This is a genomic window from Flavobacterium frigidum (assembly GCF_048286735.1).
Taxonomy (GTDB): Bacteria; Bacteroidota; Bacteroidia; order Flavobacteriales; family Flavobacteriaceae; genus Flavobacterium.
The window spans coordinates 111,595-131,306 of the sequence record NZ_JBLVPU010000006.1 but is presented as its reverse complement, the minus strand read 5'-3'; the positions used below and the strand labels follow the sequence as shown (position 1 = coordinate 131,306).

The 19,712-nt window shown below is 35.8% G+C and carries 14 protein-coding genes and 1 tRNA gene; 5 read left to right on the top strand and 10 right to left on the bottom strand.

Features of this window, described 5'->3' with window-relative positions; genetic code table 11:
- The first annotated feature begins 8 nt into the window (after nt 1-8).
- Entirely contained in the window at nt 9-755 is a 747-nt protein-coding gene (locus ACNQGO_RS05635; protein ID WP_417968882.1) for a SusE domain-containing protein, read from the top strand.
- Nucleotides 756-930: 175 nt separating this feature from the next.
- Entirely contained in the window at nt 931-3,807 is a 2,877-nt protein-coding gene (locus ACNQGO_RS05630; protein ID WP_417968884.1) for an alpha-amylase family glycosyl hydrolase, read from the top strand.
- Between the two features lie 112 nt (nt 3,808-3,919).
- Here the strand turns inward: ACNQGO_RS05630 and acs are convergent, their stop codons facing one another.
- The 9 genes from acs to ACNQGO_RS05585 form a co-directional block, all read right to left on the bottom strand.
- Nucleotides 3,920-5,827 carry an acetate--CoA ligase gene (acs, locus tag ACNQGO_RS05625; protein WP_417984623.1) on the bottom strand — a complete coding sequence of 636 codons (1,908 nt, stop codon included), beginning with the start codon at nt 5,825-5,827 and terminating at the stop codon, nt 3,920-3,922.
- A 14-nt stretch (nt 5,828-5,841) separates the two neighbouring features.
- Nucleotides 5,842-7,740, bottom strand: coding sequence for an acetate--CoA ligase (locus ACNQGO_RS05620; RefSeq protein ID WP_417984622.1), 1,899 nt, complete (start codon nt 7,738-7,740; stop codon nt 5,842-5,844).
- A gap of 17 nt (nt 7,741-7,757) precedes the next feature.
- Entirely contained in the window at nt 7,758-8,120 is a 363-nt protein-coding gene (locus ACNQGO_RS05615) for a response regulator transcription factor (protein WP_417944961.1), read from the bottom strand.
- 2 nt (nt 8,121-8,122) lie between these two features.
- Nucleotides 8,123-10,828 carry an ATP-binding protein gene (locus ACNQGO_RS05610; RefSeq protein ID WP_417984621.1) on the bottom strand — a complete coding sequence of 902 codons (2,706 nt, stop codon included), beginning with the start codon at nt 10,826-10,828 and terminating at the stop codon, nt 8,123-8,125.
- Nucleotides 10,821-11,015 carry a hypothetical protein gene (locus ACNQGO_RS05605; protein WP_417984620.1) on the bottom strand — a complete coding sequence of 65 codons (195 nt, stop codon included), beginning with the start codon at nt 11,013-11,015 and terminating at the stop codon, nt 10,821-10,823. Before ACNQGO_RS05605 ends, ACNQGO_RS05610 begins: the two co-directional genes overlap by 8 nt.
- A 143-nt stretch (nt 11,016-11,158) precedes the next feature.
- Complete coding sequence (locus tag ACNQGO_RS05600) at nt 11,159-11,383, bottom strand: DUF6814 family protein (protein ID WP_417946554.1); 225 nt, start codon at nt 11,381-11,383, stop codon at nt 11,159-11,161.
- Between the two features lie 100 nt (nt 11,384-11,483).
- On the bottom strand, nt 11,484-13,019 hold the full coding sequence (locus tag ACNQGO_RS05595) for an MFS transporter (RefSeq protein WP_417984619.1): 1,536 nt from the start codon (nt 13,017-13,019) through the stop codon (nt 11,484-11,486).
- A 23-nt stretch (nt 13,020-13,042) separates the two neighbouring features.
- Nucleotides 13,043-14,422: a porin gene (locus ACNQGO_RS05590; protein WP_417984618.1), complete on the bottom strand. Its 1,380-nt coding sequence runs from the start codon at nt 14,420-14,422 to the stop codon at nt 13,043-13,045.
- Nucleotides 14,423-14,523: 101 nt separating this feature from the next.
- Complete coding sequence (locus ACNQGO_RS05585; RefSeq protein ID WP_417968896.1) at nt 14,524-14,943, bottom strand: IS1/IS1595 family N-terminal zinc-binding domain-containing protein; 420 nt, start codon at nt 14,941-14,943, stop codon at nt 14,524-14,526.
- Nucleotides 14,944-15,697: 754 nt separating this feature from the next.
- Here ACNQGO_RS05585 and ACNQGO_RS05580 point away from each other — a divergent pair.
- Nucleotides 15,698-17,008, top strand: coding sequence for a M28 family metallopeptidase (locus ACNQGO_RS05580; protein WP_417984617.1), 1,311 nt, complete (start codon nt 15,698-15,700; stop codon nt 17,006-17,008).
- Nucleotides 17,009-17,526: 518 nt separating this feature from the next.
- Here ACNQGO_RS05580 and ACNQGO_RS05575 read toward each other — a convergent pair.
- Nucleotides 17,527-17,599 (bottom strand) — tRNA-Phe (locus tag ACNQGO_RS05575).
- A 98-nt stretch (nt 17,600-17,697) separates the two neighbouring features.
- Between ACNQGO_RS05575 and ACNQGO_RS05570 the strand changes: the two genes are divergently transcribed.
- Both ACNQGO_RS05570 and ACNQGO_RS05565 read left to right on the top strand, forming a co-directional pair.
- The gene (locus ACNQGO_RS05570; RefSeq protein WP_417984616.1) at nt 17,698-18,432 is read left to right on the top strand and encodes a type III pantothenate kinase; all 735 of its coding nucleotides are present in this window, start codon (nt 17,698-17,700) and stop codon (nt 18,430-18,432) included.
- Nucleotides 18,425-19,675, top strand: coding sequence for a BamG family beta-barrel-assembly machinery protein (locus tag ACNQGO_RS05565; protein WP_417984615.1), 1,251 nt, complete (start codon nt 18,425-18,427; stop codon nt 19,673-19,675). Before ACNQGO_RS05570 ends, ACNQGO_RS05565 begins: the two co-directional genes overlap by 8 nt.
- The last annotated feature ends 37 nt before the right edge of the window (nt 19,676-19,712 follow it).

Sequence of the window (19,712 nt, the reverse complement as noted above, 5' to 3'; positions counted from 1 at the left end):
CAAACAGTATGAAAAATATATCTAAATTATTAATTGCTATTTTAAGTATAGCATCAGTTTCATGTACTGATGAAATTTCAAATAGAGAAGAGTTAACCGCTAGTGTGGCTCCTCAGTTATTAAGTCCAAAATCAGGCCTAACATTCGTTTTAGATAAAGACAAACCAAATGATATGGTAACAACCATGGTTTGGAATTATGCAGCCTATTCAGGTACTGCTACCACCGTGAGTTATAGTATTGAGTTTGCTGCAGCAGGAACTAAATTTGCTGCCCCAACGGTTGTTGCAACTTCTATGGAGCGTTTTAAAAATTTTAAAGTAGGAGAATTAAATGCTGCGGTATTAGCTGCGGGTTTTACTCCTTTTGTTGAAAGTGCAATTGATGTGCGTATTAAGTCTACAGTTGGTACTTCGGGAAGTATTGCTCAAAATTCTAATTTTTACACTATTAAAGTAACGCCATATCCAGCTTGGCCTAATTGGGGAATCATAGGAAGTGCTACCATAACAGGATGGGATTCTGATACTAATTTAGACTACAGTTTAAGCACCAAAACATACTCTATTACTATGAATATGAAAGTTGGCGAGTTTAAATTTAGACTAGATGACGGATGGAGTACTAATTTTGGAGATAATGGTAATAATTTAACTTTGGATGCAGATGGTGCTAATATTCCAATTACAGTTGCAGGATCTTACAAAATAACTGCAGACTTCAATGCCAAAACGTATAAAGTTACAAAACTATAATTTTGTTGATTAACCTGAAAGAAGCTGTTCCATTTATTGTAACAGCTTCTTTTTTTTTTAAAAAGTGTACTTGTATTTTGTAAAATCGATATTCTCTTTTGATTTTATAAATAGTACATCATCTCAATTATAGGTAAAGTTTTGCCTATTAGGTCTTTTTAAATTCTAATTATTTATGAAAAAAATTATATTTTTAACGTTGTTGTTTTGTTCAATTTCAACATTTGCTCAACAACAAACAGTTACCAGTAGCATTAATCCTCCTACTTTTGAAGAAACGACTTCAATAACTATTACCATCAATGGGAGTAGTGTAAATGAATCAGCTTGGGGAGTAACTGGAAATGCTTTATATATGTGGGCTTGGTCTTATGACATCAATGATGCTAATATTGTTGATTGTCCTACTAATGGTGCATGGACTGCATCCAATGAAGCGAACCGCTTTACGTACAACGCAGGTTCGGATACTTATACTAAAACCATTACACCAACTACTTTCTATAGCAGAACCGCAATTGGTAGAATAGGGTTTTTGGTCAAAGCCAAAGACGGTACGGGTGATAAAAAATCGCAAGACATATTAACTGAAGTTGGAAGTTTTCAAGTAACCTTAACTGCTCCTGCAGAAAATAGTGCTACAATAATTACATCTGGCGGAAGTTTGAGTATTGCTGCAACTAATACTGGCGGAAATGCCAGTTATGTGCTCAGGGCTAACGGTACAACTTTAAACACAAATGCTGCTACTTCGAACTACTCATATAATCATACGAGTATTGCTGTAAATCAAAATTATGAATTGCAGGTTACACAAGGAACTACAGTTATCACAAAAAAATTCAGCGCCATTGTAAACCCAAATGTGGTTAGCGAAGCATTGCCAGCTGGTTTAGTAGATGGGATTAATTATAATACCACCGATGCTACAAAAGCTATTTTAGTTGTAGATGCGCCATTTAAAGATTTTGTTTATGTGGCCGGAAGTTTCAATAATTGGCAACCTACAGCGGCATACGCTATGAAAAAAGATCCTGCCTCGACAAAATTTTGGCTAGAACTTACTGGTTTAAGCACTCCTGCTACGTATACGTATCAGTATTGGGTGGTAGATCAAACCCCAATTGCAGGAACTCCTTCTTTAGTAAAAACTGCAGATCCTTATTCTACTTTAGTATTATCTCCTTTTGATGATGGAGGTATTCCGGCTGCAAGTTATCCTAATTTGCCGGCATATCCAGTAGGACAAGAGAGAGAAGTTACCGTTTTACAAACAGGAAAATCTCCTTATGCTTGGAGTGCGGCAACAACAAATTTTGTGAAACCAGCTAAAGAAAATTTAGTGGTATACGAATTGTTAGTGCGTGATTTTGATGCTAACAGAAGCTACCAAGACTTAATTAATAAAATTGATTATTTCAAAAATTTGAAAATAAATGCGATTGAGTTAATGCCGGTAATGGAATTTGAGGGCAATGAGAGTTGGGGATACAATACTTCTTTTCACATGGCTTTGGATAAATTCTATGGTACTTCTGATAAGTTAAAAGAGTTTATTGATTTGTGTCATCAAAACGGAATTGCAGTTATTCTTGATGTGGCGCTGAATCATGCTTTTGGCAGAAATCCAATGGTCAGAATGTGGATGAACGATCCTGATGGCGATGGTTGGGGATCACCATCTATTGAAAATCCGTATTTCAATACAGTAGCCAAACACAGTTATAATGTAGGAGAGGATTTTAATCATCAACAGGCAAGAACGCAAAATTATGTGCAGCGTGTCATTAAACAATGGATTCAAGAATATAAAATTGATGGTTTACGTTGGGATTTAACTAAGGGTTTTACTCAATTGTGTACCGCAAATGATCAAGGTTGTACGAATAGTTACAAACAAGATAGAGTTGATGTTTTAAAAGCTTATGCTGATTATTCTTGGAATTTAGACCCTACACATTATGCTATTTTTGAACATTTAGGGAATGATGATGAAGAACAGCAATGGGCCAATTATAAATTGAATGAAACGCCTAGCAAGGGAGTTATGATGTGGGGAATATTGACCAACGATTATAACAATTTAACAAAGGGCTACGGTGGTAATATTTCAAGAATGGTTGCATCCAATAGAGGTTTTACTGCACACCGCTTGATGGGATATGCAGAAAGTCATGATGAGGAACGTTTAATGTATAATAATCTGCAATCGGGTAATAGTTCCGCTTCTACTCATGATGTGAAAACATTGTCTGTGGCATTATCGAGAATGTCTGCTCTAGGTGCTGTTTCTTTATTGGTTCCTGGGCCTAAAATGATTTGGCAATTTGGCGAATTGGGATGGGAAAAGTCAATTTTTTCTTGTAATAATGGATCAGTGAATACCCCATCAGATGGTACAGCAGGTGATTGTAAATTAGATACTAAGCCTCAACCACAATGGACTTCTAATTGGCTTGGTGATAGTAATAGGAATAAAATTTATACCGACTGGTCTAAAATGATTACCATGAAAACTACAGAACCTGTGTTTTTAGGAACAGCCAGTATTAGCAATACGAGTACTTTATTACCGAATATTAAGATTGCGAATAATGCGTTGGCATCGACTCAATTAAAGGATGTTTTAGTGTTGGCCAATTTTAATGTAACAACTCAAAATGTACCTACTGGCTTTCCTTATCCGGGAACTTGGTATAACTTAATGGATAATACCTCTTTTGTAGTTAGCGATGTCAATGCAACAATGTCAATACCAGCAGGAGAATTTAGAATTTATGGTAATAAAGTCGCTTCATTGGCAATTGCTGATTACGAAAAAGCAGCTACAATTGCTTTATACCCTAATCCTGCATCTGATTATTTTACTTTAAACGAAACGGCTTCTAAAGTTCAGATTTTTTCTATCACGGGACAATTGGTAAAAAGTTTTGATACTAATCAATCGGCAGGATCTGAATTTTCAGTTAGTGATTTGAATCAAGGTCTTTACATTGTAAAAGCGTTTGATGAAAATAATGAAATGACGGTATTAAAATTATTGAAAAATTAAGAATGTTTTGAATTAGTGAAAAACGGCTGTCTCTAAAAAGACAGCCGTTTTCGGTAAAAAAAAACTGCTCCAGAAATGAAGCAGTTTTTCAACAACAAATTAAAACCTAGAATTAAATTTTACCTTCTTTGATTTCGTCCACAATTTCAGGATTCAATAAGGTTGTAGTATCTCCAAAATTAGAGTAATCGCCTTCGGCTATTTTACGTAAAATTCTACGCATGATTTTTCCAGAACGGGTTTTTGGTAAACCGGAAACAAACTGAATTTTATCCAATTTGGCAATTGGTCCAATATGATCGGATATGTGCTGGTTAATCTCTTTACTAAGGTTTTCTCTATCGCGATATTCTCCCGTTTCTTTTAAAATTACAAAACCATACAAAGCATTTCCTTTGATGTCATGTGGGAAACCAACAATAGCACTTTCGGCAACTGCAGGATGCTCATTGATGGCATCTTCGATAGGAGCAGTTCCTAGATTGTGTCCTGAAACAATAACTACATCGTCTACACGACCCGTAATTCTATAATATCCAACTTCATCACGCAAAGCGCCATCTCCAGTGAAATATTTACCTGGAAAGGTAGAAAAATACGTGTCTTTATAACGCTGGTGATCGCCCCAAATGGTTCTGGCAATTCCGGGCCACGGAAATTTAATACACAAACTTCCGGTCACCTGATTGCCTTCAATTTCGTTGCGTTTTTCGTCCATCAAAACGGGTTGTATTCCCGGTAATGGTAAAGAAGCATACGTAGGTTTTGTTGGGGTTACAAAGGCAATTGGCGAAATCATAATTCCTCCCGTTTCTGTTTGCCACCACGTATCTACAACTGGACATTTCTTGTCTCCTACGTGGTTGTTGTACCAGTGCCAAGCTTCCTCATTAATAGGTTCTCCCACGGATCCTATTACTTTCAAAGAGTCTAATTGGTAGCGCTGCACGTATTCGATGCTTTCTTTTGCCAAAGCTCTAATGGCTGTTGGTGCCGTGTAAAACTGAGTGACTTTATGCTTTTCGATGGTTTGCCAAAAGCGACTGAAATCTGGATAAGACGGAACGCCTTCGAAAATTACGGTTGTAGCTCCGTTCAATAAAGGCCCGTAAAGAATATAGGAATGTCCGGTAATCCAGCCAATATCAGCGGTACACCAAAAAATATCATTGTCTTCATAATTAAAAACGTTCTTAAACGTATAGGCGGAATACACCATATAACCTGCCGTAGTGTGTACCATTCCTTTTGGTTTTCCTGTAGAACCGGAAGTGTAAAGGATGAATAAAGGATCTTCGGCATCCATGATTTCGGCTACATTATTATCCGAAGCTTGGTCTAGAAGAGGTTGCAACCATTGGTCACGACCATCTTTCATATTGATAGAGGAGTTGATTCTTTTGGCAACCAAGACGTTCTCCACACAGGGACAATTCAATAAGGCTTCATCAACAATACTTTTTAAATCAATCGTTTTGTTCCCACGATAGCCACCATCAGAAGTGATGACCATTTTACATGCGCTGTCGTTGATTCTTGCTGCTACTGCCGAAGCAGAAAATCCTGCAAAAACAACCGAGTGAATCGCTCCAATTCTGGCACAGGCCAAAGTGGTGATGGCTAGTTCAGGAATCATGGGTAGGTAAATACAAACGCGATCTCCCTTTTGTATGCCTTGTTCTTTTAGTACGTTTGCCATTTTGCAAACACGCTCGTGCAGTTCATTGTAAGTGATGTGCAACGCCTGCTCTGTTGGGTCATTTGGTTCAAAAATGATAGCAGTTTTATCTCCTTTTTTGGCAAGATGCCTGTCGATACAGTTTTTTACAATATTTACTTTCGCATTGGTAAACCATTTTATATCGGCCTCAGCCATATTAAAGTCTACAACTTTATCCCATTCTTGGTACCAAGTAAAATTTTCAGACGCCACTTTGTCCCAGAATTTTTTGGGTTCACGAACTGATTTTTTGTGATGTTTAAAGTATTCTTCTAAATTATTAATTTTATAGTAACTCATGATTTTGGTAAATATTAAATATGATAAACGCCTATTTTATACTTTTTTAATGTGGTAACTATTTCTTCCACAATGGATTCGTCATCAATGGTGGAAGGAATCTGAAATTCGGCACCATCGGTAATGCTGCGCATCAGTTTTCGGAGGATTTTCCCTGAGCGCGTTTTTGGTAATCGTTGTACAATAACTACATTTCTCAAGGAAGCAACTGCCCCAATTTGGTATCGAACCAGTTTAATGATTTCTTGTTCCAATTGATACTGTTCGATTTCATCTCCTGATTTGGTTACCACCAAAGCCAAAGGAATTTGTCCTTTCAACTCATCTTGAATTCCAATAACGGCACATTCAGCAACGGAACGGTGGGAAGCAACGACTTCTTCCATTTCAGCCGTTGACAATCGATGTCCCGCTACATTTATGACATCATCCGTTCTTCCGGTGATGAAAATATATCCGTCTTCATCTTTGTAACCACCATCGCCAGACAAGTAATAACCATCAAATTTGCTGAAATAACCGGCTTTGAAACGCGCTTCATTGTCCCAAATTCCCAGCATATTTCCCGGAGGCAACGGCAGCTTTACGACAACTAAACCTTCTTCATTGGCACTTAATTCGTCACCATGTTCGTTAAAAATCCTAATATCATATCCACAAACTGCTTTTGTGGCAGAGCCGGATTTCACCTTCATTTTTTCAATACCAAGAGAATTAGCAATCATTGGCCAGCCTGATTCTGTTTGCCACCAATGATCAATTACAGGAATAGGAATATGTTGTTGATACCATTCTAAAGTGGCATTATCACAACGTTCGCCCGCCAAGAATTGATTTTTTAAACAACTTAAATCATTTTGTTCTATGAATTCTCCGTCGGGATCTTCTTTTTTGATGGCTCTGATGGCGGTAGGAGCCGTAAACATGGTGCCCACTTTGTGCTCTGAAATTATTCTCCAAAACGTACTCGCATCTGGAGTTTTTATCGGTTTACCTTCAAAAATTATGGTTGTATTTCTGTTTAATAACGGTCCGTAAAGAATGTAGCTGTGACCCACTGCCCAACCCATATCTGATGCTGCCCAGAAAGTCTCATCTTCTTTGACATTATAGATGTATTTCATAGAAAATTTCAATGCTACGGCATATCCACCAGTGTCTCTTACAATTCCTTTCGGTTTTCCCGTAGTGCCGGATGTGTATAAAATATACAGCGGATGATTCGAATTCACAGGAACACAAGGGGTTTCTTCGGAGCCGTAAACTAATGCATCGTAATCCACATCATACTTCTTAAACGGAATTCTAGCGCCTAATTTTCTATTAAAAACAATTACTTTTTTTGGTCGGTGTGAAGCAAGTTCAATGGCTTCATCAACCAATGGTTTGTACGCAATTAATCGATCTATTTCAATCCCGGAAGAAGCGGTTATGATTGCTCGGGGTTTGCAATCATCGATTCTGATGGCCAATTCATGTGGTGCAAAACCTCCAAAAACAACGGAATGAATCACGCCAATTCTCGCGCAAGCCAACATGGCAAATGCAGTTTGAGGAATCATTGGCATGTAAATTATGGCAGTATCTCCCTTTTTCAATCCTAGCGACTGCATGCCTCCGGCTAATTTTGCGACTTCCGTTTTTACTTCTGAATAGGTGTATTTTTTTATAGTTTGTGTTACTGGGGAATCATATATAATGGCAATTTGATCGCCATATCCGTCTTGAATGTGCTTGTCTAATGCGAGATAACAAATATTCAATTCACCATCTTTGTACCAAAGTGGATATCCATTTTCATCTTTAGACAAAATCGTTTCCGGTTTACTATACCATTCAATTTCATCGGCCTGTACCGCCCAAAATGCTTCTGGTTGGTCGATGCTTCGGGTATAAATTTCTTCGTATTTCATGGTGTTGAATTTGTTCCTTATTGAATTAAATCCTGTACTTGTTCTACTAATTTTTTGACGGAAAAAGGCTTTACCACATATAAATTTGCACCTAATGCAAGTCCTTTTTCAATGTGTTTTTCTTTGTTTTTTGCCGAAAGGAAAATGACTTTGCAATGCCGCAATCGTTCGTCTTTTTTTATTTGTTCCAATGTGGCAAAACCATCAACCATAGGCATCATAACATCCAGAATAATCACATCCGGAAGTTGTACTTCTAAAATATCTAAAGCCTCTTGGCCGTCGCGTGCTATAAAAACTTCAAAATTGTTCTTTTTGAAAGTATATTCTAGAGCCATTACAATATTTGGCTCGTCATCTACAATTAAAATTTTCTTCATTTTTAGCTATTTTCTGTTGTATTATAATTGGGTAATGTAAAGATGAAAGTGGCTCCGTCAGTTATATTATTTTCACTCCAAATGTTTCCTTTATGGTGTTCTATAATTTGTTTACAAATGGCTAATCCTAAACCGCTTCCTACTGGTTTTTTGATATTCTGGTTTCTGGATTGATAGAATTTATCAAAAATCGCTTCAGTATCTTCTGCTTTAATGATTTTACCGTTATTGTGAATTTTGACTTCTATATTGGTTTCATTTTCAAGTATCGAAATAGCTATTTTTCCATTTGTTTCTGAACAAAACTTTATGGCATTCGACAACAAATTATGAATCACCTGAACAATTCGTTCTTCGTCATAAAAAGCTCTTATTGTCTTGTTTGAATCATCAAATTCAATGCGAATTTTTTTATTTTTAATTAATTGATTTAAGGATTCTAAGGTGTTTTTAATGGTTTTTGTAATGTTGTTTTTAGACAAATAAATCTTTTGTTTTCCGGTTTCAAATTTTTCTAAATCCAGAATTTTATCAATCAAACGATTCAAACGATCAGACTCCGATATGATGTTTTGCAAAAACTGCTTTCTCAATTCCTCCGGAATGTCGTCATCATCATGAAGAATTTCACTTGCGGCACGAATCGCCGTTATTGGCGTTCTCAATTCGTGGGTAACCGTATCCAGAAATTCATCTTTTTGAATGTCTTTGTTGACCAGTTCCTGATTGGCATTTTTGAGTTGTTCCGATATTTTTTTTAATTCATTCGAAGTATCTGTCAGCTTTTTGTTGATAATAATGTTTTCTTTGGATTCCTCTAAAATTCGCAATACTTCGGGCAAACTGATTTTGTCTTCCTTAACTACGCTTGATATTAATATTTTGGCGGAAGCCGTACCAATGTGACCTGTTAATAAATTCTCGGCAAACTTTATAAATCGAGCATCGGCAGTCGTAATGTTTTTATCGATGTTGTATTTTAAATTGAAAATAGTCAAAGCTCGTTTTGTTCGGTCTTCGCCAAGAAAGCGTTGCAACACTTTTTGAATGTCCGAGATGTAAGCGGTTCCTTTCCATACAAAAGCGTTTTCGTGATTGGTGATGTATTTGTCAATATCCACAAACATTTCGGCATAATTGCGTTCTCTGTAATTACCTTTAAAACTCACCGATACTGCTGCATAACTCATGATGTTAATCAATAAGCTCCAAAAAACAGCATGCGGAATAGGCTCTAAATAATCCAACCCAAAAAGTTGAAAAGGCTTTAAGAGGGAAATTCCCCATGGTCCTTCGGTAACAAAACGACTGACTGAATTTGTCATTCCGGTTGCATACGGAATTAATAAGGTATAAAAACAAACAGCAAATCCGAGAATGATTCCGGTGATAGCGCCATTTTTAGAGCCTCTTCGCCAAAAGATAGCGCCAAAAAAGGAGGGCGCTAATTGGGCAATTACCACAAATGCTACTAAGCCTATTGAAACCAGTGAATAGTCTAAAATAAATAATCTGTATATGGCATAGGCCAAAATAATTAGAGAAAAAATTCCAATTTTACGACTGTTTACGATGCGTTTGCTATTTTTTTCTTGCGACGAATTTTCTAAGGAGCCAATAAAGCCATACGGAATCAATAAGTTGTTACTTAACATTGTGGCTAGAGCTATAGACGAAACGATAATCATTGAAATCGCTGCAGAAAATCCACCTAGAAAAACCATCACTGTCAATACATTATTGTCAAATAACTGAGGAATCAGCAGTGAATAGGTGTCTGCATTATGGTCTTTGCCTTCAAAAAGAATATTACCGCCCCAAGCAATTGGGAATACAAAAAGGTTGAAAAGTAGCAGGTACAACGGAAAAAGCCAAATGGCTGTTCGGATGTGACTTTCTTTATTGTTCTCGACAATCGCCGTGTGGAATTGTCTTGGCAAAAGGAAAATAGCAAACATGGATAGAATACAAAGGAAAAACCAGTTGATTCCGTTTGTAATGCCGCCAATCGTATTTTTTTTATCGAAATCTTTAAGGATAGCCGCTTTTTGATAAATATCATCAAAACCGTCAAAAACAAAATAGGTAACATAAATACCAACGATCAAAAAGAAAACTAATTTCAGGATAGATTCCATGGCTACGGCAGTTACTATTCCGCGTCTTTTTTCGGAAGCGTCTACATATCTTGTTCCGTAATAGGAGGCAAAAAGGGCTAGAGCAAGACATACGTAGGTTGTAGTATCAGTAAAAATATTTGAACTTGCTTGTGTTTTTGTAACAATATGAAAGGTATCTGATATCGATTTAAGTTGTAGGGAAATGTAAGGTAAAATACCAGAAATACAAACTATGGTAACTAATGCTCCCAGAAATCTGCTGTTTCCGTATCGTAAAGAAATAAAATCTGCAATGCTGGAAATTTTATTTACTCTCGAAATTCGGATAATTTTTTTCAGAATAATCATCCACGTTGGGATAATTAATATGGGGCCTAAATAAATGGGTAAATAACCCAAACCAGATTCTGCAGCAACACCAATACTTCCGTAATAGGTCCAGGCTGTACAATATACTGCTAATGAAAAGGAATAAATGTAGGGATTATTTGTCCATTTAGAATGGCTTCTTTTTTCGGACCAATAGGCAATATAAAAAAGAATCGACAAATAAAGTACTAATATTAATAAGAGTCCAATGCTATTCATAATATCTTTTTACGATTAGGTACGATATGGCGATTGAAAACAGCCAAGCTGAGAAGATATAAATATAGATGATTGGAAATCCAAAAAGTGGTTGTGAACTGTCAAATAACAGCAAAAGAGGCGCATTCAAAGCCAATAACATTAGCATTGAAAGGATAACCAACTTTTGTTCATGTCTCTTTTTCATACGGTGATGCAGTTTGTTTTGCAGCGGAATGTGCTTTGGTCTTTTTGTTATAATTCTGTTTTAGAATCGAAGGCTTAAATTAAAAAAAAACAAACAACCTCTGCAAATTCATGCAGAGACTGTCTATTTTGGTAATGGTTTGGTTAACTGTCTTTTTCATCGTAATCTCCCATTAAGGAGTAGTAACCAAAAGTGCCGAGTCCTAAAACCACAAGCGGTAGCAGTATGAAAAATATGATTATTCCGAAAACTAAATCTTCCTGTTTGCCGGAGGTTAATTTTCCTCCAAAAATGTCAATGCAATAATAGGCCGTAGCAACTGCTAATGCAATCCAAACTAATCCTAAAAGTCTTTTTATCTGATTCATATGTTGATTTTTATTGTTTTTTATCGGTCATATGTAATTCGCATATCATCATTGGTGTTTGCGACCCAATTACAGTAATGCTCATTTCATAGCTGTGTTTTTATTCGTGAGCGTTTTTATCTTTATTTTTAATGTAAACCATTCCAACTACAAAACTGACTGCAGCGATAACAATTGGATACCAAAGTCCTTCTAGGTAAAACTCCGGATGGCCTAAGTCTTTTGCATTTGTCACAAAATAGGTTGAAATAGCAGGAAGTAACCCTCCAAAAATCCCATTTCCTACGTGATATGGCAATGACATTGATGTGTATCTAATTTTTACCGGGAACATTTCAACTAAGAACGCTGCAATAGGACCATAAACTATAGTTACAAAAATTACTTGTACAAATACTAAAAATATCAAAGCCCAATTGTCACTGGAGTTAATTTTAATAGTGGTTTTAGTTTCTGTTTTAGGTTTACCATCTACAACTTTAGCTGTACCGTTTTCTAAAGATACCGTTTTTACTTCTACTAATGTTGTTCCATCTGCATACCCTTTGTTAGTAGTATAGATAGAATCCATGGTTTGCTTTTTATTTTCTTTCAACTCAGCAAGTACCGTAGTTTTTTCGACCATTTCGGTTTTGTTTTTCACCGATGTGGTTTCGTACATTTGTTTGTAGATTGGTCGGTATAATAAAATGGCCAATAACATTCCGCCCATCATAATGTATTTTCTACCTACTTTATCACTCAGCCAACCAAAAAACACGAAAAACGGGGTTCCAAGAATTAAGGCAACTCCTAATAAAGTATCCACTTGAGAGGAGTCAATGGACATTACTGTTTTCATGAAATTCATTGCGTAAAACTGACCCGTATACCAAACAACACCTTGCCCCATTGTAGCTCCAAATAAAGCCAATAATACAAATTTCATATTGTAACGATTTCCAAAACTTTCTTTCAAAGGATTTGTACTTGTTTTCCCTTCGCTTTTAGCTTTGGCGAAAACAGGTGATTCATCCATGTTTTTACGAATCAAATACGAAACTCCAACCATAACTATGGATAACCAAAACGGAACTCTCCAGCCCCATTCATCAAATTGTTCTGGTGTTAAGATATTTCTTGTAGCAAGAATTACCATTAAAGAGATGAACAAACCTACCGTTGCAGTAGTCTGAATCCAAGAAGTCCAATATCCTCGTTGTCCTACAGGAGCATGCTCAGCCACATAGGTTGCGGCTCCGCCATATTCACCACCCAGTGCAAGACCTTGTAATAAACGAAGAATTAATACTAATAAAGGAGCCATGAATCCAATAGTTTCATAACTCGGGATACAGCCTATAAGGAAAGTTGCTCCACCCATTAATAAAAGCGTAACCATAAACGTATATTTTCTTCCAATTAAATCGCCTAATCTTCCGAAGAAAAGGGCTCCAAATGGTCTAACTACAAACCCTGCAGCAAATGTTGCCAAGGTTGATAAGAAGGCTGCTGTTGGATTATCCGAAGGGAAAAATTTAGTTGAAATTACAACGGCTAAACTTCCAAAGATGTAAAAGTCATACCATTCGATCATGGTACCCATTGAGGATGCGGAAATAACTTTCCAAATTCCTTTTGTTGATTTTTCTTTCATGTATTGTTATTTTAAAAAATTGATTAAAGATAAATTTGAAGTTGTACTATGAAGTCTCCTAATGATCCTGAGCGGTTTGTTAGAGAGGTGTATACGGGTCTAGTAGAATATTGTGCCGTTATTTTGGCATGGTGTCCATCTAGGAAAAAGTTAGATCCTATGTCAAACTGTGTGCTTGATTGTTCCAAAGCATCAAAGTTTTTATAGGTAACAGCACCAAAAGGCTGGACACGAATTTTAGGTTTTGCGTCTTTACATGGTAATAAAACGCCTGCTTGTGTGTACCAAATATTTCCGGATCCCATTGTTGGCTGTGCATTTCCAGCTCCTGCTATAGCTCTACTCCCTGTGAAATTTGGATCTACTGAGCCAATATTCATAATACCAACATTTCGCAAATAATTAGGACCAAAATCATAATCATATAATACACTGTAAGCTGTAACGGCCATTTTGTTTTCTTTTTTTCCAATAGGCATATCAAGAAAAACATCGGCAGAGAAAAGTTTGATGTCATGTTTGTTGATAGTGCTGTTTACAGAAGATTTAGTTGCATCTGGAGCAGTGTAAAAACCAGCGCCAATGTTGAATACTTTTTTAGTTCCTAAATAGCTACCTACTTTAAAAGGCAATACATTGGCTTCTTGCTCTAAGAATTGATACTCAAAATAACCCGCTTTAGACCATTTAGTGTTGCCACTATTGTCAACCGCTACTGCATCATCGGCCACAGTTACATTAGTAGGAACTAAATTTGTAGCATACGGTTTATTATAACTCATTCTGTACTCTAACTTACCGTATTTCCCTTTAGCAAATAAACCCACTTGTCTGGCAAACTGATCGGAGTTCTCTATTAAAGGCCAGTTAAAAATAGGGGCGTCTATGGTTAAGAAGTTTAGTGTTGAAGCCATCGTAAGTCTAGACAATCCCATGTAGTAGTGCAATCCAGCACCAAGGGTGAAACTAAATTTCTTGTCTTTTTCGGGCAATACAACTGCATATTCATTCCATGCGTCATGAAAAAATAAACCAGGTTTTTTTCCGGCACCGTAGCCACCAGTACCGGAGGTTCCTGCTGCACCACCGTTAATAAAAGTTTGGTTGTTGATTCCAAAATGGGTTAAGATCATGTATCTTTTAGATACTTGAGCATACGCTAGAAAACGCAAACGTCGATTACCAATATCGGTTGCAGTTGATGCTGGCTCTCCTCCAATCATGGTTCCGGGATTCATCTGTGCAGAACGAAACCAGATTTGGTTCCACGCAATTACTCGCATGAATTTGGAACCGTCTTCGTTCAGGTTAAATTTCAATCCAGCGCCATAGTCAGTGGAGCCTTGTGAAAATCCTTTGAGTGACAGTAAGAGTACTGCCACCATAAAAAATATTTTTTTCATAAATAAAATTTGGTTAGTAAATGGTTGGTTAATAAAGTGCCAAATTCTATTATTTTATTGTTAAAAAAAATTTAGATATATTTATGTGTAAACTGCTATAGTTAATCTTTAAATCGCTCCCATTTTATAAGCATAAATTTATCTCCTAGTTCGGTTATGATCATGCCTGCTCCAGATAATTGTTCTTTATTTTTAAGGTATTCGATAAGTTCTAAGTGGCTTAATATCTTGTAAGTAGGATGGTAGTTGGCATGCGATGGTTTTTTTATGTTGAAGGTCTTAACCCAGTTGCTTACGGTGACGTGGGAGACACCTATAATTCGCTCAATTTCACGAAAACTCAACCCTTCAAGGTATAGTTGCAATGCCTTGGTTACATAGTAATCATCGATCTTTTTGCCTATTTTATTTACCGTAAAAAAATAGTTACATTTTTTACATAAGTACCTTTGTTTACTGTTGATTATGCCACTTTTTATAATGTGGTTATTTTGGCATTTCGGACACGTTAAAAGTTCCATATATATAAATTTTGCATAAATATAGCAATTTAGCAATTATATAAAAATGAATTGTCTAAGTAATCTGTTTTAATTTAATGAAAGATGCATTTTTATTATAAAAAATACACGTGTTTAATAATTTTTATCCTTTTAAACAAAATATTTTACTTTCAACTGCTTGTATATCTTGAAATTGATTTGTTTAAAAATTCGCTCTTATGGTTTTGATACGATTTTTAATTTAAAAGATATTTTTATAAAAAGCATGTAACTAATATTGTTTATAGGCACGAGCGGGATGCGCTCATTCAATGTCATTAAGTTAAGGAATAACCCCCATGATTGTGTCATTCCGACGAAGGAGGAATCTCAACAAACGTGAGCAACAAACAGAGATTCCTCCTTCGTCGGAATGACAAATAAACACTTAACTTAATGACATCGCACGCGCGATGGATTCTGGTATTTTAATAGTTAAATTGGATTAATTGTTTGAGGAAATAATGTATTGCAATGGATTCGTTTTGCGTAAGGTTCAGATTGTGAAAACGGTATTATGAAAATAGTTCGTGATTTTTAGCCCTGATGGAAGCGGCATCCTCGTAGCGTAGCGAAGAGATACAGCGTACAGCAGGAGGATTTTTTCTTGAAAACGGCAATCATTCTGCTCCAACTTGTGAATTGGACCAAACCTTTTTAGTAGTTTTACTGTAACACATTTTCAATATTGCATTCTTACTGTAGAATCTATTATTATAAAAAGCTATAATTTATGAAAAAAATTGTTTTAAGTGCCTTTGTACTTTGTTCTGCTTGTATGTTGCAGGCCCAGAATATCAATAAAATAATCAATACAAAAGACGTTACCAAAATTGAGAAAGCACTCGCAGCAGATGATATGCAAGGTCGTAGAGCATTTACTCCGGGTATTGATAAGGCTTCTTCTTTTATTGAATCTGAATTTAAGAAAATAGGATTGCAAACATTTAATGGGGCGAAAGATTTTAAGCAGGAGTTTTTCATGACCGAGTCTAAAAATGGCGCTCTCAAAGTGATTATTGATGGTAAAACAATGGATAAAGCAAATGTAGTATCCTTTTCATATGAGCCACAAGTTCTTATGACTGAAAAAAGTGACGTTCAAGTTGTGAAAATTAATGCTGGAGATAAATTTGGTCCAAAATTTTACGAATACTATCAAAGCGGTAAGAATCTTTTGGTTCTAGTAGATGCCTCTTTCAAATCCCGAATTCAAAATATAAAGCACATTCCGCAAATGAGTGCTAATCCTGCCTTAAATGCGGTGGTTTTTGTTTTTGGAACAATGGAAGCAACACAATTCTCTATTGAAGCTACTAACGTAGTAACAAAAAAAGCATTAAACAATGTAGTAGGTGTCTTAGCAGGAAAAAGTAAGCCAAATGAATATGTAGTGTTTTCTGGGCATTATGATCATTTAGGTGTTGGGTCACCAGCCGAAGGAGAGCAACATGATGCAACTGATTCTATTTACAATGGTGCCAATGATGATGCTGCGGGAACAACAGCCGTGATCATGTTGGCCAAATATTTTAAAAAACTAAATAGTAATGAGCGCACAATCCTATTTACCACATTCGTGGCTGAAGAAATAGGAGGTTATGGCTCTCAATATTTTTCAAAACAATTAAATCCAGAGCAGGTTGTGGCTATGTTTAACCTAGAAATGATAGGAACAGAATCAAAGTGGGGTAAAAATTCCGCTTACATAACTGGTTTTGAAAAATCAAATATGGGTGAAATACTTCAGAAGAATTTAGAAGGATCAGCGTTTAAATTTTATCCAGATCCTTATCCAGAACAACAATTATTTTATCGTTCCGATAATGCTACTCTCGCAAAGCTTGGCGTTCCAGCACACACGATTTCTACCTCAAAAATGGATAACGAACCTAATTATCATAAAGTAAGTGATGAAATTGAAACTTTAGATATGGTAAACATGACTGAAATTATAAAAGCTATTGCAATTAGTTCGGCTTCAATCATCAACGGAAAGGATACGCCATCACGTGTTGACAGTAGTGCTTTAATTAGAAAATAGTAAACTTCTACATTTTTGTTTCTAATACTGAGAATGTGCTACAATGGGTAATTATTTGCAATTTATAAGCAGATAATTGCCCATTTTTGCATAGATAATTTTGCTTTTTTTTGATTTTTTAACCATTTGAAGAGGACTTCATAGCCACGGACTGTATAAAATGATGTTCCTTAGGTATAGCAAAGTTTTATAAATCGATGGTAAACATAAAAGTTGTGTTTTAAGTGATGGCTAAAATTTAATGACGTAATTTAATAAAGCACTAAATTTTTTTGCGACAGATTTCAAATATTAGCACAAATTAATTCGTTATGTAATTTTAAAAATCTTTTTAATCCTTCTAATCTTTGGCAAAAACTCTTTTAATAATTGCGACAATATATCTTTCTTGCTAGTTAATTGAATAATTTAAGTGCAAAGTAATTTTAGTTTAGAAGCTAATTTTTATAAATAAGAATTGCAATTTTTCAGGTACACTACATAAAACAAAAAACCCACTAATTTCTTAGTGGGTTTTGTGGTACCTCCAGGGATCGAACCAGGGACACATGGATTTTCAGTCCATTGCTCTACCATCTGAGCTAAGGTACCTCGCTGTTGCGGGTGCAAATATAGAATCATTTTTAGTTTATCCAAAACATTTTTTAAAAAAAATCAATTCGTACCTTCGCCTCCATAAAAACTTAGTTATGATTTTAGTTATTGATGTTGGAAACTCCCGAATTAAAGCCGCTGTTTTTGAGGGTGATACCCTTTTTGAAATTTTTATTTTTTCAAAGATTGAACTGCAAAAAAAAATTGAAAATATTTTAAAAAATTTTGAGAATATAGCAGATTTGGTCGTTTCATCTGTTGGTGATGTCGAAAAACAATCTTTTTTGGAGTATGATAATAGTGTAAATGTTCATTTTTTAAATCATGACGATCCTTTTCCGTTTAACAATAGTTATGCAACACCTGCAACATTAGGGATAGATAGAATGGTTCTTGCTGCTGGAGCAACATTGCAGTTCCCAATGATGAATCGATTGGTTATCGATGCAGGAACTTGCGTTACTTATGATTTTATTGATATTGAAAATAATTATTTAGGTGGCGCTATCTCACCAGGACTGCGATTACGTTATGAAGCATTGCATAATTTTACCGCCAAGCTTCCCTTATTGTCTTTGGATAGTCCAAAAAATTTCATAGGAAACGCTACAACGGAATCCATTCATTCTGGCGTAGTGAATGGTCTTGTATTTGAAATCGATGGTTTTATTGAGGCGTACAGAGCAAAGTATTCAAATTTTATAATAATTTTAACGGGTGGAGATGCAGATTTTTTGGCTAAACGATTAAAAAATACCATATTTGCCAATTCAAATTTTCTTCTGGAGAGTTTGAACCAAACATTTCAATATAAAATCAAAAATGATTAAAAAAATTCTAGTAAGCGCTTGTTTGCTTTTATCATTAGTGTCTTTTGCACAAGAAGGCACATCATCACCGTACTCTTTTTATGGGATTGGGGATGTAAGGTTCAAAGGAACGCTTGAAAATCGTTCTATGGCTGGTGTTGCTGTGGAGCAAGATAGTATTCACATGAATATTCAGAATCCAGCAAGTTACGCAAGGCTTTTTCGTACAACTTTTACTTTAGGTGGTACATATGCGACAGCAACTTTAAAGAACGCAACAGAATCTGCCAAAGCTACAAGAACAACACTAGATTATATGGCAGTTGGATTGCCTTTGGGTAAGTTAGGAGTTGGTTTTGGATTGATTCCGTATTCTTCTGTTGGATATAAAATTAAGTATGACGCAGAAAATGTTACAGAAAACAGCAGACGTTTTAATGGTACTGGTGGTTTAAACAAAGCATTTTTGGGTGTTGGATATCAAATAAATCGTAAGTTAAGTGTTGGTGCGGATGCAAATTATAATTTTGGAAAAATCGAAAGTACAAGCTTTGAATATATTAACGGAGTTCCAGTAGGGACACGTGAATTGAATTCAGCGGATTTATCAGGAGTAAATTTTAATTTTGGAATGATGTATCAAACCAAGGTTTATAAAAAAATAACAATTTTTAGTAGTTTAACGTATTCGTTAGAAAGCACTTTAAAATCTAAAAATACACGAAATATTGCTACAGTAGTTTTTAATGAGAATTTTGATTTAGGAGTTGTTGATGCTTTGGATGATGTAAAGTCAGAAGTTAGTCTAACCATGCCAAGTAAAATAGCCTTGAGTGGAGGAATCGGAGAAGCTCGAAAGTGGCTTGTAGGAGGGAAAATTGCTTATGGCAAAACCTCTGGTCAAGCAAATGATTATAACGATCAGGCTAATGTGGGCCATGGTAAATACGGTAGCGTAAGCTTAGGAGGTTATTTTATTCCGAATTATAATTCGTTTACGAGTTATGCTAAAAGAATTGTTTACAGAGCTGGTCTTAAATATGAAAAAACAGGATTAGTGATCAACAATGAGTCTATCAATGATATGGGATTGACTTTTGGTTTAGGATTGCCAATAACAGGGACTTTTTCGAATGTAAATTTTGGTTTCGAACTAGGGAAAAAAGGGACCACAAAAGCAGCTCTTGTTCAGGAAAACTATGCAAATTTAAGTGTGAGTTTCTCACTTAACGACAAATGGTTTGAAAAACGAAAATTCAACTAACAACAAGGATTGGTAGCAGTGCCAGTTGTCTATGCAA

Excerpts from the sequence above, each read along its gene's own strand:
- ACNQGO_RS05590 (WP_417984618.1), bottom strand. The coding sequence starts at position 14,422 with ATGAAAAAAATATTTTTTATGGTGGCAGTACTCTTACTGTCACTCAAA.
- ACNQGO_RS05620 (WP_417984622.1), bottom strand. The coding sequence starts at position 7,740 with ATGAAATACGAAGAAATTTATACCCGAAGCATCGACCAACCAGAAGCA.
- ACNQGO_RS05580 (WP_417984617.1), top strand. The coding sequence starts at position 15,698 with ATGAAAAAAATTGTTTTAAGTGCCTTTGTACTTTGTTCTGCTTGTATG.
- ACNQGO_RS05605 (WP_417984620.1), bottom strand. The coding sequence starts at position 11,015 with ATGAAAAAGAGACATGAACAAAAGTTGGTTATCCTTTCAATGCTAATG.
- ACNQGO_RS05595 (WP_417984619.1), bottom strand. The coding sequence starts at position 13,019 with ATGAAAGAAAAATCAACAAAAGGAATTTGGAAAGTTATTTCCGCATCC.
- ACNQGO_RS05635 (WP_417968882.1), top strand. The coding sequence starts at position 9 with ATGAAAAATATATCTAAATTATTAATTGCTATTTTAAGTATAGCATCA.
- ACNQGO_RS05565 (WP_417984615.1), top strand. The coding sequence starts at position 18,425 with ATGATTAAAAAAATTCTAGTAAGCGCTTGTTTGCTTTTATCATTAGTG.
- ACNQGO_RS05615 (WP_417944961.1), bottom strand. The coding sequence starts at position 8,120 with ATGAAGAAAATTTTAATTGTAGATGACGAGCCAAATATTGTAATGGCT.
- ACNQGO_RS05600 (WP_417946554.1), bottom strand. The coding sequence starts at position 11,383 with ATGAATCAGATAAAAAGACTTTTAGGATTAGTTTGGATTGCATTAGCA.
- ACNQGO_RS05610 (WP_417984621.1), bottom strand. The coding sequence starts at position 10,828 with ATGAATAGCATTGGACTCTTATTAATATTAGTACTTTATTTGTCGATT.
- ACNQGO_RS05630 (WP_417968884.1), top strand. The coding sequence starts at position 931 with ATGAAAAAAATTATATTTTTAACGTTGTTGTTTTGTTCAATTTCAACA.
- ACNQGO_RS05585 (WP_417968896.1), bottom strand. The coding sequence starts at position 14,943 with ATGGAACTTTTAACGTGTCCGAAATGCCAAAATAACCACATTATAAAA.
- acs (WP_417984623.1), bottom strand. The coding sequence starts at position 5,827 with ATGAGTTACTATAAAATTAATAATTTAGAAGAATACTTTAAACATCAC.
- ACNQGO_RS05570 (WP_417984616.1), top strand. The coding sequence starts at position 17,698 with ATGATTTTAGTTATTGATGTTGGAAACTCCCGAATTAAAGCCGCTGTT.